Annotated in this window: 12 protein-coding genes; 7 read left to right on the plus strand and 5 right to left on the minus strand. The window is 75.1% G+C overall.

The annotated features are described in order from the left end of the window. Window positions 1-93 precede the first annotated feature (93 nt). Window positions 94-1746, minus strand: coding sequence for a CAP domain-containing protein (locus ACFVU3_RS04000; protein ID WP_390063414.1), 1653 nt, complete (start codon window positions 1744-1746; stop codon window positions 94-96). 286 nt (window positions 1747-2032) lie between these two features. On the opposite strand from ACFVU3_RS04000, the gene ACFVU3_RS04005 reads away from it, so the two are divergent. Continuing rightward, on the plus strand, window positions 2033-3010 hold the full coding sequence (locus ACFVU3_RS04005) for a serine hydrolase domain-containing protein (RefSeq protein ID WP_390063416.1): 978 nt from the start codon (window positions 2033-2035) through the stop codon (window positions 3008-3010). A gap of 36 nt (window positions 3011-3046) precedes the next feature. Here ACFVU3_RS04005 and ACFVU3_RS04010 read toward each other — a convergent pair whose 3' ends face one another. The 3 genes from ACFVU3_RS04010 to ACFVU3_RS04020 form a co-directional block, all read right to left on the minus strand. Continuing rightward, window positions 3047-4345 (minus strand): MFS transporter, encoded by a 1299-nt coding sequence (locus tag ACFVU3_RS04010; protein ID WP_390063417.1) that lies wholly within the window; start codon window positions 4343-4345, stop codon window positions 3047-3049. Window positions 4346-4497: 152 nt separating this feature from the next. Then, entirely contained in the window at window positions 4498-5133 is a 636-nt protein-coding gene (locus ACFVU3_RS04015) for a hypothetical protein (RefSeq protein WP_390063419.1), read from the minus strand. A gap of 132 nt (window positions 5134-5265) precedes the next feature. Then, window positions 5266-6063 (minus strand): DUF6585 family protein, encoded by a 798-nt coding sequence (locus tag ACFVU3_RS04020; protein WP_390063421.1) that lies wholly within the window; start codon window positions 6061-6063, stop codon window positions 5266-5268. Window positions 6064-6179: 116 nt separating this feature from the next. Between ACFVU3_RS04020 and ACFVU3_RS04025 the strand changes: the two genes are divergently transcribed. After that, on the plus strand, window positions 6180-7676 hold the full coding sequence (locus ACFVU3_RS04025) for a PQQ-binding-like beta-propeller repeat protein (protein ID WP_390063423.1): 1497 nt from the start codon (window positions 6180-6182) through the stop codon (window positions 7674-7676). Between the two features lie 126 nt (window positions 7677-7802). Beyond that, a complete protein-coding gene (locus ACFVU3_RS04030) occupies window positions 7803-8834 on the plus strand; it encodes a LacI family DNA-binding transcriptional regulator (protein ID WP_390063425.1) in 1032 nt (343 codons plus the stop codon). Window positions 8835-8864: 30 nt separating this feature from the next. Here ACFVU3_RS04030 and ACFVU3_RS04035 read toward each other — a convergent pair whose 3' ends face one another. Continuing rightward, window positions 8865-11663, minus strand: coding sequence for a glycosyl hydrolase (locus ACFVU3_RS04035; protein ID WP_390063427.1), 2799 nt, complete (start codon window positions 11661-11663; stop codon window positions 8865-8867). Between the two features lie 352 nt (window positions 11664-12015). Here ACFVU3_RS04035 and ACFVU3_RS04040 point away from each other — a divergent pair, with 352 nt between their 5' ends. From ACFVU3_RS04040 to ACFVU3_RS04055, 4 genes are all read left to right on the plus strand, one after another. Beyond that, complete coding sequence (locus ACFVU3_RS04040; protein WP_390063429.1) at window positions 12016-13320, plus strand: extracellular solute-binding protein; 1305 nt, start codon at window positions 12016-12018, stop codon at window positions 13318-13320. Window positions 13321-13451: 131 nt separating this feature from the next. After that, window positions 13452-14399 carry a carbohydrate ABC transporter permease gene (locus ACFVU3_RS04045; RefSeq protein WP_390063430.1) on the plus strand — a complete coding sequence of 316 codons (948 nt, stop codon included), beginning with the start codon at window positions 13452-13454 and terminating at the stop codon, window positions 14397-14399. Continuing rightward, window positions 14396-15310 carry a carbohydrate ABC transporter permease gene (locus ACFVU3_RS04050; RefSeq protein WP_390063431.1) on the plus strand — a complete coding sequence of 305 codons (915 nt, stop codon included), beginning with the start codon at window positions 14396-14398 and terminating at the stop codon, window positions 15308-15310. Before ACFVU3_RS04045 ends, ACFVU3_RS04050 begins: the two co-directional genes overlap by 4 nt. Before the next feature lie 51 nt (window positions 15311-15361). After that, the gene (locus ACFVU3_RS04055) at window positions 15362-16762 is read left to right on the plus strand and encodes a GH1 family beta-glucosidase (protein WP_390063432.1); all 1401 of its coding nucleotides are present in this window, start codon (window positions 15362-15364) and stop codon (window positions 16760-16762) included. Window positions 16763-16773 lie beyond the last annotated feature (11 nt).

Here is a 16773-nt window from a genome sequence, read left to right on the forward strand (position 1 = left end):
GCTCACGGCCACGGACCGCCGGCCGGCCCGATCCCGGCGAGGACCGCAGGCCGGCCCGATCGCGGCGACGGACCGCCGGCCGGCCCTGGCGCCTCAGCGGGCGCCGAACACCTGGGTCCAGTAGGGGCCGCCGTCGTTCTGGACGCCGACGCCGAGCTCCTTGAAGTCGCAGTTGAGGATGTTCGCGCGGTGGCCGGGGCTGTTCATCCACCCCTCCATGACCTGCTCGGGCGTGCTCTGGCCCATGGCGATGTTCTCGCCGTAGGTGGACCAGGGGTAGCCGGCGGCCGTGACGCGCTCCCCCGGGCCGTCGCCGTCGGGGTTGGTGTGGTCGAAGAAGTCCCGGGCGGCCATGTCGTCGGAGTGGCCCTGCGCGGCGCGCGCGAGGGTGGCGTTCGCGGTGAGCGGCCCGCAGCCCGCCTTGGCGCGTTCGGCGTTGACGAGGGAGAGCACCTGGTCCGCCGCCGAGCCCTGGCCGGCGTCGTTCTGCGCGCCGCCGCCGGGGGCCGGATCGGTGTCGGCCGTCGGCTTCGCCGTCGTCCGGGTGGGCTCCGGGGCGGCCGTGGGGGTGGCGGTCTTCCGCGGCAGGGTGGGGGCCGGGACCGCGGTGCTGCGCTGCGGGGTGGGGGTCGCCGTGGTCGGGCGCGCGGAGGGGGTCTTCTTGGCGGTGGTGCCGGGCGTGGCGGAGGTGGTGGCCCGGGCGGACGGGGTGGCGGAGGGCGTCGCGCCGACGGTGGCGGGCGTGGCCGAGAGGGAGTCCGGGTCGTGGGTGAGCGGCACGTCGGGGCCGGGGACGACGGCGCGGTTCGCCTCCAGCAGCTCCTCCTGCCCGCCGCGCCCGCCGTACATCGAGAACGCCCCGCCCGTCACGGCGACCACCGCGATCCCGGCCGCGACGGCGGCCCTGCGCCGGGTCCGCTCCTCGACCTGGCGCCGCCGGCGGCGGTCCGCCCGCGTCCCGCGCCGTCCGGCGGGGACGGCGGCGAGCCCGCCGAGGTCGTACGCCCGCGTCGCGTCGTCGTCCCCGGCCCCGGCGCCGGCCGGAAGCCCCGCCTGGACCCCGGCCTCGACCTCGGCCCCGGCGGGAAGCCCGTCCTGGAGTTCGCCCCCGGCCTCGAAGGGCTCGGGCGTCACGTACGCGGGCGCCACGGGCGCCGCGGGCTCCCTCCCGCCGCACATCCCGCAGTGGCTCGTGTGCGCGGCCAGGTGGTCGCGCCACCCGGCACCGGGCCGCCCGTCCCATCCGGCGGTCAGCTCCTGGAGCCGGGGGCAGCGGGGCCGCCGGGCCAGCGCGGCACCGACGGACCGGGCCGCGTCGACGCGGGTCCGCACGGTCTCCATGCGGAGCGCGGTGTCCTCCGGCGTCCACTGGAGCGCGGCGGCCGTCTCGTACCGCAGGAGCAGCCCCTCGTCCTCCAGCGACCCGAGGGCGGCGAGCATCGCGTCCTGCACGTCCAGCCATCCGCCGGCCTCGTGGAGGCCGGCGGCGGCGTGCCCGAGGGTGGTGTCCACGGCGAGCGCGACGAGCCAGGGCCGGAACGCCTCCGGGGACGGCAGGGTGTGCAGGGTGCCGTGCGCGCGGCGCAGGGTGTCCCGTACGACGGTGTCGGCGGCGACGGAGGGGCGGGCGACGAGGGCGCGGGACACCAGGGCGTGCACGAGCGGCCGATGGGCGCCGAGGACCTGGTCGCACGCCCAGGGGTCCCCGTACTGCGCCGCCCGTATCCACTCGGTCGTCTGATCCACACCCATGGTCCGCTGCACGCCGTCCGTCCTTCTCTCGCCCGTTCCCGGAGTTTCCTGCGCCTGGGAGAGCCTCGGCCGAGGACGGGGATAACGGAAAGAGGGAAAGCGGAATCCGTGATGTGGGTCACATCAGGCCGGAGGCCGGGGAGGCGGCTCCCCCGGTCACCGCCGCACCGGCCCCGTCCGCCCCTGGAAGGGCGGCGCACCCGGTACGGGCGAGGTCGTCGTCCGGGCGCCCGGACGCATGGCCGGGCCGGGTGGGACGGGCAGGACCTAGGGTGACCGCATGGATGGGGAGCGGCAGGGTGACGGGCGGCTGGCGGAGCGGCTGCGGGCGCTGACGGGCGGGGGGTTCCCGGTCGCCGGGGCCGTGGTCGGGCCCGGGGGGACGGTGACGGCCTCGGTCGGGGCCGGGCTCGGGGCCGACTACGAGATCGGGTCCGTGTCGAAGGGCGTGACGGGGCTGCTGTACGCGGACGCGCTGGAGCGCGGGGAGGTGACGGCGGGGACGCCGCTCGGGGCGCTGCTGCCGCTGGCGGACGCGCCGGCCGGCGGAGTGACGCTGGGAGCGCTGGCCACGCACCGGTCGGGGCTGCCGAGGGTGCCGGGCTCCGCGCGGCCGTGGCGGCGGACGATCGCGCTGTGGCGGCACGGCACCAATCCGTACGGGGAGGATCTCGCCGCGCTGATCGACCAGACGCGTGCGGTGCGGCTCGGGCCGCCGCGGCCCCGCTACTCGAACCTCGGATTCGAACTCCTCGGGCACGCGCTGGCGACCGCCGCCGGGACCTCGTACGCGGAACTGGTCGCCGAGCGGATCGGCGGGCCGCTCGGACTGGACCGCTTCTACCTCCCGGCGGACCCCTCCGGGCTGCGGCCGGGCGCTCTCGCGGGGACGACCCGGCGGGGCAGGCCGCGCGAGCCGTGGACGGGCGAGGCGCTGGGGCCGGCCGGCGGCATCCGGGCCGACATCGGCAGCATGGCGCGCTTCACCGCCGCGCTCCTCGACGGCACCGCGCCGGGGACGGCCGCGCTCGAACCGGTCGCCTCGTTCAGCGGGGGCACGCGGATCGGCGCCGCGTGGATCACCGTGCGGCTCAGGGACCTGTCGGTCACGATGCACAACGGCGGGACCGGCGGCTTCCGTTCCTGGCTCGGCCTGGACCGCGGCTCCGGCACCGGTGTGGTGGTCCTGGCCGCCGCGAGCGTCCCCGTCGACCGGCCGGGGTTCGCCCTGCTCACGGAGGACCGGCCGCGGACCTGACCACCCGCCGACCGGGCCCGGTCCGCCGGTGCGGGGCTACGCGTGCGCGTTCCGGGTCCGGGCCGCCCGGCGGGCGACCGGGCCGGTCGCCGCGGCGGCCAGGACGAAGACGCCGCCGAGCAGCAGCCAGCCGACGGGGCCGCCGCCGATGAGGAGGGTCGTGACGACCAGGGGCCCGAGGGCCCGTGCCACGGGGACTCCGGCGCCGTAGAAGCCCTGGTACTGGCCGACCCGGTCGGCGGGCGCGAGGCCGAGGCCCAGCTGCCAGGAGCCGGCCGCGTGCCGCATCTCGGCGACGACGAGGAGCACGGCGCCGAGGACGAGGACCGCGACGGCCGGGCCGGCGCCGAGCCCCGGGAGCGCGGTCAGCGCGAAGACGGCGCAGGCCGCGAGCATGACGGCGCCCGCGCCCCGGACCGCCCCGGCGGCCGTCTCCAGGCCGGTGACCGACCGGGCGGCACGGACCTGGAAGAGGGTCACGGCGACGGTGTCGAGGACGAAGAGCGCCGAGGCCGTCCAGCCGGGCGCCGCCGTCCGCTGCACGATCCACAGCGGCAGGGCCAGGCTCAGCACCGGCATCCGCAGCAGCATCAGCGCGTTGAGGAGCGTGAGGACCACGTAGGGGCGGTCGCGCAGCACGGCCGCGGCGGAGGCGTCCCGGGAGGGGGACGCGGCGCGGGGGGCCGGAGCCGGGAGCCGGGCGAGCAGCAGGGCGCAGAGCAGGAAGCCGGCCGCGTCGAGGGCGAGGACGGCGAGGTACGCGCCGCGGGTGCCGGCGTGCAGGGCGATGCCGCCGAGGGCCGCGCCGACGGCGAGTCCGGCGTTCAGGACGGCCTGGAGCCGGGCGAGGACGGCGGTCCGGCCGGCCGGCGCGACCAGACCGGCCAGCAGCGCCTGCCGGGCGGCGGCCAGGCCGCTCTGCGCGCAGGCGTAGACGATGGCGGCGGCGAGGAAGGCGGGGAACGAGCCGATGACGAGGAAGCAGGCGACCGCCGCCGCCGTCACGAGCGCGAGGAGGACGGAGACGCCGCGCGGGCCGCGCCGGTCGGCGAGCGCCCCGAGCGGTACCCCGGCCGGCGAACCCACCGCCCAGGCGACGGCGAGTCCGGCCCCGACCTGCGCGGCGGAGAGCCCGACGACACCGGTGAAGTACAGCGCGGAGGTCACGTAGAAGGCGCCGTCGCCGACGGAATTGCTCAGCTGGGCGAGGAGCAGGGTGCGGGGTGCGGACGGCGCGGCGCCCCGGGGAGCGGAGCCGGGGGCGGGGGCCGGGCCGGGGGCGGGGGCCGGGCCGGGGGTCGCGACGGTGGGGTGCGCCGGGGTGGTGTTCGCCATGGACACGACGCTATGGCGAAGTGGCCCGGACCTCTTGGTCCATTGACGGCCCGTGAGGCTGGGCCACTTCGACGGCAGTGAGGCCGGGACCCGTGGAGCGGTCGGACGCGGCGCTTCGACGGGCCGGGCGGCCGGGTCGCTTCGACGGGCCGTCAGCGGCCGTACATGCTCCGGCACAGGTCCGCCGCGCCCATGGGGGCGTCGATCCGCCGCGCCTCGCGGCACAGCGCCCGCATCTCGGGGGCCTGCCCAGCCGCCGCCGGGCGGGACGCGGGCGCGGTCCCGCGAGGAGGGGTCGCGGCGCGGAGCCGGGCCGGGCGCGGCTTCTCGGCCGGGCGGCGTTCCGTCGTACGCGGCTCGCGGGCGGGAGCGGGCGCCGCCGCGGCCGCGCCGCCGTCCCGTGCCTGTTCCCGCCCCGCCGGCCCGCCGCCGTAACGGGCCCCTTCCCCCGCGCCGCCGTCGTGTCCTGTCCGTACGGCGCCGTCCCGGGGCCGTACGGGAACGGTCCTTGCCCGGGAGTCGCGCGCGGGCACCGTCCCGGCGCCGGTCCCGGGCGTGCGCGTCTCCCCCTCCGCCTCCGCCAGTTCCTCGCGGGGCTCCGCCTCCACCGGCCGTTCCGGGGGCGGGGCCGGCAGCGCCGACGGGGGCCGCTGGGCGGCGGGCGCGAGGGCGGGCGGCCGGGTCTCCGGGGCGTGCGGGGCGGAGGGCGCGGACGGCTCCGGCAGGGCGACGCAACCACCGGCGAGGAGGGCGGCGAGCAGGGGGAGCACGGTGCGGCGGACGTTCATGACGGTCACGCTGCCGCACCCGGGAGGGGGCGTGGCCCGGTACGGGCCGCGACCACCACCATGGGTGAACGGCGGGGACCCGACACGACGGTGCCGCGCCCGCGCTCCCCGCCGTCAGGACGCCCGGGCGCGTCAGCGGGCCGGGCGGGGGCCCGCCGCGCGGAGGGTCTCCGTGAGGGCGAGCAGGAGGGAGACGTCGGGGGTGTAGCGGGTGGGCGCGACGACCAGGGCGCCGCGCCGGCCCTCGGCGCGCACGGTGAGGGTGCCGTCCTCGATCTCGACCTCGCTGATCAGGTGCCAGGGGGCACAGGCGCGGCCCGAGCCGAGGTCGGTGGCGGTGAGCCACACGATGCCGAACTCCAGCCGCTCGCCCGCGTCGAGGCGGACGAGGGCGCCGGGCAGCTGGGCGCGGGCGGCGTCGTGGCGCAGCAGCGGCCCCCAGACGTCGCCGCCGGCGAAGACGCTGCCGACGACGAGGTTGCGGCCCCCGGTGTCGGTGAGGCCGAAGGAGTGCGTGACGGAGAGGGTCCGGCCGTGCCGGGTGCGGCGGACCGTGTTGTCGAGGATCTTCGTGTCGGCGTAACGGACCACCCGGATCCGGCCCTTGAGGTGGAGGACGAGCCCTCCCTCGTACTGCTCCAGGCGCGCGTCGCCGGTGCCGGCGCCGAAAACGAGGTGGCCCAGGAGCGAGACGGCGCAGAGGGCCAGGGGGAGGCCGGGGACGATCGCGAGGGGGCCGTGGCCGGTCGCGAGCGCGGCGGCGACGGCCGCGGCGAGGACGGCCGCGAGGATCGAGACGCCGAGGGCGCCGCGGCTTCGCGCGGGGGCGGTCGAGCCGTGGCCGCCGCGGTGCCCGCCGAGGCCCTCCCGTGCCGCGGCCTCCCTCATCAGTCTCTGGCGGTCGCCCTGTTCGGTTCCCGTGCGCGTCATCGTCTCCCCCGGTCCCGCGTCGGTGTCGTCGGTGTGCGTCGCTATGCTACGGGCAAAACAGAATCTTGTTCTAGAAAATTGCTCGGAACCACCGGTGACCCACAGGGGGACTCCCGATGTCGTACCCACCGCCGTCCTGGCACCCACCGGGGCAGCCGCCTCCGCCGGGGCGCCCCTCCCGGCGCGACCGCGGACTGACCGCGCTCGCCGTCGGCCTGGCCCTGCTCGTCGTGGCCGTGGCGGGGGCCGGGTGGTACGGACACGTGCCCGACCGCGGACGGTCCGCGGCCGCCGCCGGACGGACCACCGCGCCGCCCTCCGGCGCGGCCTCCGCCCGGCCCGCTCCCCCCGCTCCCCCGCCGCCCGGCGTCCCCGGCGCCCGGGAACTCGCCGAGGCCCGCCGCCCCGGCGAGGCCACCGCCTGGATCGCCTCGGACTCCACCGACCTGCCCCGGCGCACCGTCCCGGTCGACGGCCCCTGGATCGTCGGCGACACCGTCGTCCAGGCCCTCTACCGCGAGGTCACCGCCTACCGCCTCTCGGACGGCGCCGAGGTCTGGAACCTGACCCTGCCCACCCCGGTCTGCGAGGTGCCGGACAATCCGGCGCCGGACGGCCGGATCGTCGTCGTCCTCGCGACGAGCACCGCGCAGCGCGGCGCGCGCTGCGACCGGTTCCAGATGATCGACCTGCGGACCGGGCGAGCGGGCTGGAAGAAGGAGCTGCTGCGGGACCCCGGCCGGGACACCCCCGTCCTCGTCGTCGACACCGCGATCAGCGGGGACACCCTCGCGGTCGCGGAGGGCATGGGCGCCACGGCGTTCCGCGTCTCGGACGGCTCCCGGCTCTACGCCGTCCCGGCCGAGAATCCGGGCCGCTGCCACCCCGACAAGGTGGCCGGCGGCAGCCGGCTCCTCGTCGCCGCCGTCTGCGCGCCCGGCGTCGACCGCCGCGCGACCTACTCCCAGCTCCGCGAACTCGACCCCCGCACCGGCACCGTGCGCTGGCGCCACCGGACCCCGGCCGGCCGGACGGTGGAGCGGATGGTCTCCGTCGACCCGGTGGTGTACACGTCGATCGACAACGACCGGCTCACCGACGACTGGCGGATCGTCGCCCTCGGCCCCCGCGGCGAGCACCGCCGCACCATCGACCCCCGCGCGAAGGGCTTCGAGCACTGCGCGAACGCCGGCGTGGACGCGGGGCTCCAGCCCTGCCCGGGCATCCTCGTCGCCGGCGGACTGGTCCACGTCGGCGGCACGGACCGCGTCGGGGCCTACGACCTGGCGACCGGGAAGCTCGTCCGGGGCGTCCGGAACCACGACAGCAGGGTCCTGACGCCGGTGGGTTCGTCCTCCGCGTCCGGGACCGTCGTGTACGAGTCGGCCACCCCGAGCCGGCCCGGCCGGACCTTCCTCCTCGACCGGGCGGGAGCCGGCCGGGAGAAGGTGCTGACGAGGCACCCGGCGGCGGCCGCCGCGGCGGAGTACGGCACCCTCTCCGGCCGCGTCCTCCACGTCCGCGGACGGATCCTCGCCATGCCCAGGCACGTCAGCGGCGACGACGCCCGCGGCCAGCCCCGGATGATCTCCTTCGCCCCCGCGCCGGACTGAGCCCGCGGGACTCCAGAGAGCGCTCTCAAGCTCCTCGCCGGTACGGATATCCTGGCCCCGGAACATCACGCGGTCCGTCCGGGCAGCCGCCCGCTCCCGGACCGGAGCAGATGAAGGGGGCCCGACGTGGCCGAGCAGACGACGGGAGCCCGCCCGACCCTGGAGGCCGTCGCGGCACTCGCGGGCGTGTCCCGGGCGACGGCCTCCCGGGTCGTCAACGGCGGCGCGGGGGTGCGCGCCCCGCTGGTCGACAAGGTGCGGCAGGCGGTGGAGGAGCTCGGGTACGTACCCAATCTCGCGGCCCGCACCCTGGTCACCCGGCGGAACGGCGCCGTGGCCGTGGTCATCGCGGAGCCGGAGTTCCGGATCTTCTCCGACCCCTTCTTCCAGGAGCAGGTGCGCGGCATCAGCCGTGAGCTGACCGCCCACGACTCGCAGTTGGTACTGCTCTGGGTGGAGAGCCCGGGCGACTACGAGCGGATCGCCCGCTATCTCGGCGGCGGTCACGTGGACGGCGCCCTCGCCTTCTCGCTGCACGACGAGGACGAGCTGGCGGGGGTGCTGCGCCGGGCGAAGATCCCGACGGTGCTCGGCGGCCGGCCGACCGACGGGATCGGCCCGGACATGCCGTACGTGGACTGCGACAACCGGGGCGGGGCCCGCGAGGCCGTCCGGCTCCTCGTCGACCGGGGCTGCCGCGCCGTGGCGCACCTCGCCGGTCCGCGCGACCAGACCTCCGCGGTGGACCGCGCCCTCGGGTACGGCGACGCCCTCGGCGACCCGGACCCCGGCCTGCTGTGCCACGGGGACTTCACGGCCGAGAGCGGCGCCCGGACGATGGCCGAGCTGCTGGACCGGCGCCCGGACGTGGACGGGGTGTTCGCCGCCAACGACCTGATGGCCTCGGGCGCCCTGCGGGTGCTGCGGGAGCGCGGGCTGCGGGTGCCGGAGGACGTGGCGGTGGTCGGCTTCGACGACGTGGCGTCGATCGCCGAGCGGACGGAGCCGCCGCTGACGACGGTCCGGCAGGACATCGAGGGCATGGGCCGGCTGATGGTCCGGCTGCTGATGAGGCTTCTGAACGACGTCGGGTCCGGGACCTCGGCCCCGGACCCGCTGATCACTCCGACGACGCTGGTGCGCCGGGCCTCGGCGTGAGGCCCGGCGCACCCGCTCGGTCGTACCCGGTCAGTCGAAGGGGATGACGAGCACGGAGTCCGCCGTGCCGGTCCTGACGGTGGCCGGGCCGTTGCCGATGGCGCTCCACAGCTCCACGCGGACGGTGCCGCCGCGCAGGTCGCCGAGGGTGCCGGTGGCGGACTTCAGGCCGCGGGTCTGGTCGTAGCGCTCCCAGCCGGACACCGGGTCGGTGGCGAAGTAGTGGTACGTCTCCGTGCGGTCGAAACTGCCGTCGCCGGTCAGGTCGTAGCTGACGCGGGCCTGCTGGCCGAGGCCGACGGAGGTGCCCGCGTCCACGGCGAGGCGGAAGGCGGTGGCGGCGCCCGGGGTGAGGGTGCCGGTGACGTTCCGGGCCTCGTAGACGAGCGGCTGGTACGGGGTGCCGTCGTGGTTGGCGCCGCCTGCGGACGCGATGGTGTCGGCGCCGGCGGTGGTGTCCGTGGCGGTGGTCAGCTGGCCGCCGCTCTTGAGCCGGAAGGTGTCGCCGTTGCCCGGCTCGGGGCAGACGGGGCCGCCGGGCTGGCCGCAGGGAATGGTGCCGGTGCCCTTGCCGGTGGCGGTGGAGCGGGCCGGGACGGTCAGGGACTTGCCGTCGGAGAAGGTGACGGTGACCGGGGCGGAGCCGTGGTTGTGGGCGGCGTAGGTCCGCTCGGTGCCCTTCAGGAAGACGGCCGAGGTGGGGATCGAGCCGGTGACGGAGGCGTCGGGGGCGCCGAGCCCGTCCAGCGTGGTCAGCCAGTGGTAGGTGTGGGCGCGGGTCTCGCCGGCCTCGGGGGTGTAGTTGCCGCCGGTGGCGTCGAAGCGTCCCTTGGCGCGGGCCGGTTCGGCGAGCGACTCGAACTCCCAGAGGATGTCGCGCCATTCGACGGCAGGTCCGCCGTTCTGCCGCTCCATCTCCGCCAGGTTGCGGCGGATTGCGCCCGGGTAGGCGCCCATGTGCAGCGCGTTTCCGGCGGTCACCGGCAGGGTGTTGATGCCGTGGATCTCCTCCGGGTTCGCCGTCCACCAGGTGGAGTAGGCGCCTCCGCTGCCCCAGACCATGCCGACGGTGTCGTGGGTGAAGGAGCCGGGGAAGACCTGCTGGTCGGCGTCGAACCAGTACTGGCCGATGGCGTCGGACTCGGTGGCGAGGAGGTAGCCGCCGAGGTCGCGCAGGGCGGTGTCGCCGGTGGCGGAGCCCCACAGGACGAGCGCGGCGCTCAGGTTGGTGGACTCGGAGGAGGACTCCTGGTTGTTGCCGGCGGCGAAGCCGGAGTGGCCGGAGGCCCAGCTGTGCCCGGCGTAGACGTCGAAGCCGCGCAGGAACGGGAAGGCCGTGTCGGTGCGGCTGGGGTTGGCGACGTCGCGGACCAGGGTCTTCACCATGCCGCCCCAGGCCGAGTCGGCGGCCCACGCCTGGTCGTACTGGGCGACGATCGCGGCGGCGTACACGTAGTAGCCGTAGTGGAAGTGGTGGTCGTTGAGCTCGGTGTCGCTGCCGTAGGAGGCCGGGTAGCCGGTGAGGGTCTTCCAGGTGCGGTCGTACGAGAACTCGTTCGCGCCGCCGGCGGTGAACCAGTCCTGGAGCCGGCCCTTGAGCAGGCCGAGGAGCCGGTCGCGCAGGGCGGTGTCCCCGACCTGCTCGGCGAGCGGCACGAGCTGGGCGAGCTTGCCGAGCGCCTTGCCGGTCCAGTAGGTGTCGGTGGCGCCGGAGAACGGGTCGGCGGAGTTCACCACCTCGGCGAGGTAGGTCCGCAGCCGCGCCTGGTCGACGCCGCCGCCGGCGGGCAGCCCGGGGAGGACGGCGGCCTGGTTGCGGCTGGTGGTGAAGGTCCTGCTCTCGCGGACCTTCATGGTGCCGCGCGGGGAGACGTACGTGTACGGGGTGAGGGCGTCCGTGGTGTTGAGCCACTGGTGGCGGTAGAGCGCCTGGAGGGTGCCGGTCTCGGTGCCCTCCTTCGCCTCGGTGGTGAGGGCGTACGTGGCGTTGGACCTGCCGCCGGAGGACGACCAGGTGACACGGGAGCCGGTGACGAAGCTGAAGGCGTACTTGCGGAAGGTGGCGAGCGCGTCGGTGGAGGGCAGGACGGCGACGGAGAAGTAGTCCTTGCCGCCGAGGCCCGCGGTCACCGTCGTGCCGGAGACGTTCCAGTCGGTGCCGCTGGGCGAGAAGAGGGCGTAGTGGTGGCCGCCGACGGTGATGCCGAGGACGTTGCCCTGGTCGGCGAAGACGGTGGGGGTGGCGGCGGTGGTGATCCGGGCGTCGCCGCCGGTGCCCTTGGCGTACACGAAGGGCAGGCCGTGGCCGATGGTGGTGCGCAGGGTGCGGGCGCCGTCGGACCAGTAGGGGGTGACGGTCCAGTCCGACCAGTCGTCGGCCCTGGTGTCGGGCGCGTTGAGTCCGGTGAGGCCGAGGGTGAGGTCGGCCTTGTGGGCGAACTCGTACTGGCGCCCGTCGCCGACGATCGCCGGGGTGGTGGGGTAGCCGATCTGGAGGCCGCCGGCGACGGCCTGGTAGGTGAGCGGGTGCCCGTACATGGGCGTGGAGTACGGGTTGTCGCCGTAGCGCTGGAAGGCGAGCGAGGACCACCAGTCGTTGGTGGGGACGGGCCGGTCCTTGGCGGCGGCGGTCACCTTGGGGGTGACGGGGGCGCCGGTGTTGGTGGTGGGGCCGGAGGTTCCGGCGGGGCGGGTGTCGGAGTATCCGCCCGCGCCCACGGGGACGGTGGCTGCGGAGGCGGGACCGGCGGCGGCCGGTACGAGACCGGCCGCGGCCAGGGCGGCGGTGAGGACCAGCGACGCGGCCGGTCGGGAGCGGGGAGCTGACACGTACAGCACCTCGTTGGCTCGGTGGAGGGGTGTGGGGATCGTCCCGCGGGGCCCGGAGGAGACCGCGGAAACGGTTTTGAGAGCGCTCTCAACAGTGCGCAACGTAAAACTCCCGAAACCTGGGCGTCAAGAGAGGCGACGGGAAGCCGAGTTGGGACGCGTGGCCCGTACACGCCCTTCGATTCCGAGCCGTTACGCCTTCGAGTCTTGACGGGAACCGGCGAGTCGGGGCACGCTCCAGACCGTTCTTGAGAGCGCTCTCAAGCGTTCTCGGGACTCCGGGGAAGACCCGGCGCTGCCCACTCCTCCGAATCCCGGTTCCGATCCGTCCCGAAGCCAAGGGAGCCCGTCCATGCCCATCACCCGAGCCGCCACCCAGGCCGCCCTCCGCCTCGGTGCGGTCGCGCTCGCCGGTTCCCTGCTCACCGCCTGCGGATCCGGCTCCACCGGCACCGCCTCCGACAAGCCGGGCGGCAAGGTCACGATCACCGTCGACCTCTTCGGCTCCTTCGGCTACAAGGAGGCCGGGCTCTACGCCGAGTACGAGAAGCTCCACCCGAACGTCACCATCAAGCAGACCGACACCGAGGACGAGGCCGACTACTGGAAGTCCCTCCAGACCCGGCTCGCCGGCGGGGGCGGCCTCGCCGACGTGCAGGGCATCGAGGTCGGCCGGATCGCCTCCGTCACCCAGCAGCAGGCCGAACGCTTCGAGGACCTGCGCGCGTACGGCGCCGACGGGCTCAAGAGCCAGTTCGCCGACGCCAAGTGGGCCGCCGCCACCGGGAAGAACGGCGAGGTCCTCGGCCTCGGCACCGACGTCGGCCCCGAGGCGATGTGCTACCGCACCGACCTCTTCAAGCAGGCCGGACTGCCCACCGACCGCGCCGAGCTCGCCAAGAAGTGGTCCACCTGGGACGGGTACCTGGAGCTCGGCAAGCAGTACAAGGCCAAGGCCCCCGCCAAGAGCGCCTGGCTGGACAGCGTCGGCAGCCTCTTCTCGATCATGATCGGGCAGGAGAAGGAGCGCTACTACGACGCCTCCGGCGCCCTGATCTGGGAGACCAACCCCGCCCTGAAGACCGCCTGGGAGACCTCCGTCGAGGCCACCGACGCCGACCTCAGCGCCAAGCTCGACCAGTGGTCCCCGCAGTGGAACCAGGCGTTCGCCGCCGGATCCTTCGCCACCATCCCCTGCCCCGCCTGGATGCTCGGCTACATCAAGGGCCAGGCCGGCGAGACCGGCAAGGGCAAGTGGGACATCGCCGCGCTGCCCGGCGGCGCCGGCAACTGGGGCGGCTCCTACCTCGCGGTGCCGCGCGCCGCGAAGAACAAGAAGGAGGCGTACGAGCTGATCAAGTGGCTCACCGCCCCCGAGCAGCAGGCCAAGATCTTCGCCAAGCAGGGCAACTTCCCCTCCTCGACCGGCGCCATCGCCGAGGTCGCCGGCACCACGGACCCGTACTTCTCCGGCGCCCCCATCGGGCAGATCTTCGGCGACGCGGCCAAGGCCGCCCCGGTCCAGGTCCTCGGCATCCACGACCAGAACATCAACCAGCAGATCACCAACGCGCTGAGCGAGGTCGAGCGCAAGGGCCTCGCCCCGGAGAAGGCGTGGGAGAACGCGAAGAAGGGCGTCGCGAACACCCTCGGCTGACCCCGCGCCGGCCGAACCCCTCCCCGGGCCCCGGCCGGCCGCCCCGGCCGGGGCGGCTCCCCCCGCCCCGGCCCCCACCCGCGAGACCCCGTCCGCGACTCCCCCGTGACCACCTCCCGAAGGGCCGCACCGTGACCCTCACCGCACCGGCGAAAGCCGTCACCGCCCCCCGCCAGCCGGTCCTCCGGCGGGTGTGGCAGGCGGTGTCGCCGTACACGTACGTCGCCCCGTTCTTCACCCTCTTCGCCGCCTTCGGGCTCTTCCCGCTGATCTACACCGCGTACGTCTCCCTCCACCGGGTCGAGCTCCAGGACCCCGGCTCCATGGAGTGGCGCGGGCTCGGCAACTACACCGCCCTCCTCGGCGACGAGTTCTTCTGGACCGCGCTGCGCAACACCTTCACCATCGGCGTCCTCTCCACCGTCCCGCAGCTGGTGATGGCGCTCGCGCTGGCCCATCTGCTCAACCACCGGCTGCGCGGCCGGACCTTCCTGCGGACGGCGATGCTGCTGCCGTACGCCACCTCCGTCGCCGCCGCCACCCTCGTCTTCGCCCAGCTCTTCGGGCGCGACTTCGGCCTCTTCAACTACGTCCTGGGCCTCGTCGGCGTCGGACCGATCGACTGGCAGTCCGGCACCCTCAGCTCCCAGATCGCCGTCTCCACCATCGTCGTGTGGCGGTGGACCGGCTACAACGCCCTCATCTACCTCGCGGGCATGCAGTCCATCCCCTCCGAGCTGTACGAGGCGGCCGAGATGGACGGCGCCTCCCGGTGGCGGCAGTTCTTCCACGTGACGCTGCCCGGGCTGCGGCCGACGATCCTCTTCACCGTCGTGGTCTCCACGATCGGCGCGACCCAGCTCTTCGGCGAGCCGCTGCTCTTCGAGGGCTCCATGTCGGGCGGCATCTCGCACCAGTACCAGACCCTCGGCCTGTACATGTACGAACAGGGCTGGGGCTTCTTCCACCTGGGCCGGGCGGCCGCGATCGCCTGGGTGATGTTCCTGCTGATCCTGGTGCTGGTCGGGGCCAACGCCCTGATCGCGCGCCGCCGTTCCCGCAAGGAGGCCGGCCGATGACCGCGCTCGCCGACCCGCCCGCCGCACCGCCCGCCGCGCCCCCCGCCCCCGCCCGCCGGGGACCGACCCGCCGGCGCCGGTCGGGCGCGGGCCGGACCCTGAAGGCCGGACCGTTCGCGTACGCCGTGCTGATCCTGGCGGTCCTCGTCTCCGCCTTCCCCTTCTACTGGACCATCGTCGCGGCCAGCCGCACCAACGCCGACCTCGCCCAGGTGCCGCCGTCGCTGGTGCCGGGCCCGCACCTGATCCGGAACTTCGAGGCCGTCCTCGCCGAGGCCGACATCGGCAAGGCGCTGCTCAACTCGCTGATCGTGTCCGGGTCGATCACCGTCGGCACCGTGCTGTGCTGCACCCTGGCCGGTTTCGCCTTCGCCAAGCTCCGCTTCCGGGGCCGGGGCGCGCTGCTCGCGATCACCGTCGGCACGATGATGATCCCGCCGCAGCTCGGCGTCATCCCGCTCTTCATGCTCATCGCGGAGCTCCAGTGGGTGAACCAGCTCCAGTCCGTGATCCTTCCGGGCCTGGTCTCCGCCTTCGGCGTCTTCTTCATGCGCCAGTACCTGGTGCAGTCGCTGCCCGACGAGCTGATCGAGGCCGCCCGGGTCGACGGCGCCTCCACGGCCCGGATCTTCTGGTCGATCGTGGTGCCGATCGCCCGCCCCGGCATGGCCGTCCTCGGGCTGCTGACCTTCATGGCCGCCTGGAACGACTTCTTCTGGCCGATCGTGGCGCTCTCCTCGCAGGAGCCGACCGTCCAGGTGGCGCTCCGCCAGCTCGGCGGCGGCTACGTCCACGACCAGTCGGTGATCATGGCGGGCACCCTGCTGGGCACGCTGCCCGTGCTGCTGGTCTTCGGCCTGCTCGGCCGCCAGATCGTCGGCGGCATCATGCAGGGCGCGGTCAAGGGCTGACCCCGGCGCCCGCCCCTTCCCTCCCTCCCCACTCCCTGGAGTTGCCTCCTCATGACCGCAGTCGACGCCCGCCCCGAGTCCCCCGCGACGCTCCGCTTCCCGGAGGGCTTCCGCTGGGGCACCGCCACCGCCGCGTACCAGATCGAGGGCGCGGCGACGGAGGACGGCCGGACGCCGTCCATCTGGGACACCTTCAGCCGGACGCCGGGCAAGGTCCGCAACGGCGACACCGGCGACATCGCCGCCGACCACTACCACCGGGTGCGCGAGGACGTGGCCCTCCTGCGCGAGCTGGGCGTGACGGACTACCGGTTCTCGGTGGCCTGGCCGCGCGTCCAGCCCACCGGGCGCGGGCCGGCGCTCCAGAAGGGCCTGGACTTCTACCGCCGGCTCTGCGACGAGCTGCGGGACGCGGGCATCCGGCCGGTGGCGACGCTCTACCACTGGGACCTGCCGCAGGAGCTGGAGGACGCGGGCGGCTGGCCGCGCCGGGAGACCGCCGCGCGGTTCGCCGAGTACGCGGGGATCGTGGCGGACGGGCTCGGCGACCGGGTCGCGACCTGGACGACGCTGAACGAGCCGTGGTGCGCCGCCTTCCTCGGGTACGGCAACGGGGTGCACGCCCCGGGCCGCACGGACGACGCGGCCGCGCTGCGCGCCGCGCACCACCTGAACCTGGCGCACGGCCTCGCGGTGGGGGCGCTGCGGGAGACGCTGCCGGCCGGGTCGGAGGTCTCGCTGACGCTCAATCTGCACGTGGTGCGGGCGCTGACGGAGTCGGCGGAGGACCGGGACGCGGCGCGGCGGATCGACGCGGTGGCGAACCGGATCTTCCTGGACCCGGTGTTCCGGGGCCGGCTGCCGGAGGACCTGGTGCGGGACACGGCCGGGGTGACGGACTGGGGCTTCGTGCGCGACGGGGACCTGGAGGCGATCGCGGCGCCGATCGACTCGCTCGGCCTGAACTACTACTCGCCCACCGTGGTCGCGGCGGGCTCGTCGGAGTCGCCGTCGCCGTGGGCGGGCGCGGAGCGGCACGTGCGGTTCCTGCCCGCGCCGGGGCCCCGGACGGCGATGGACTGGCCGGTGGACGCGGACGGGCTGTACGAGCTGCTGGTGCGGCTGCGCGACGAGCTGCCGGACGTCCCGCTGGTGATCACCGAGAACGGGGCGGCGTACGACGACTACGCGGACCCGTCCGGGCAGGTCCGCGACCCGGAGCGGGTCGCGTACCTGCACGGGCATCTGGCGGCGGTGCGGCGGGCCGTCGAGGACGGCGCGGACGTGCGGGGCTACTTCCTCTGGTCGCTGCTCGACAACTTCGAGTGGGCCTTCGGGTACAGCAAGCGGTTCGGGATCGTGCACGTCGACTTCGCCAGCCAGCGGCGGACGCTCAAGGACAGTGCCCGCTGGTACGCGGACGTGATCGCGCGGGGCGGGCTGCCGTCCTGAGCGTCCGCGCC

Source organism: Streptomyces sp. NPDC058052, assembly GCF_042885515.1.
Lineage (GTDB): Bacteria > Actinomycetota > Actinomycetes > Streptomycetales > Streptomycetaceae > Streptomyces.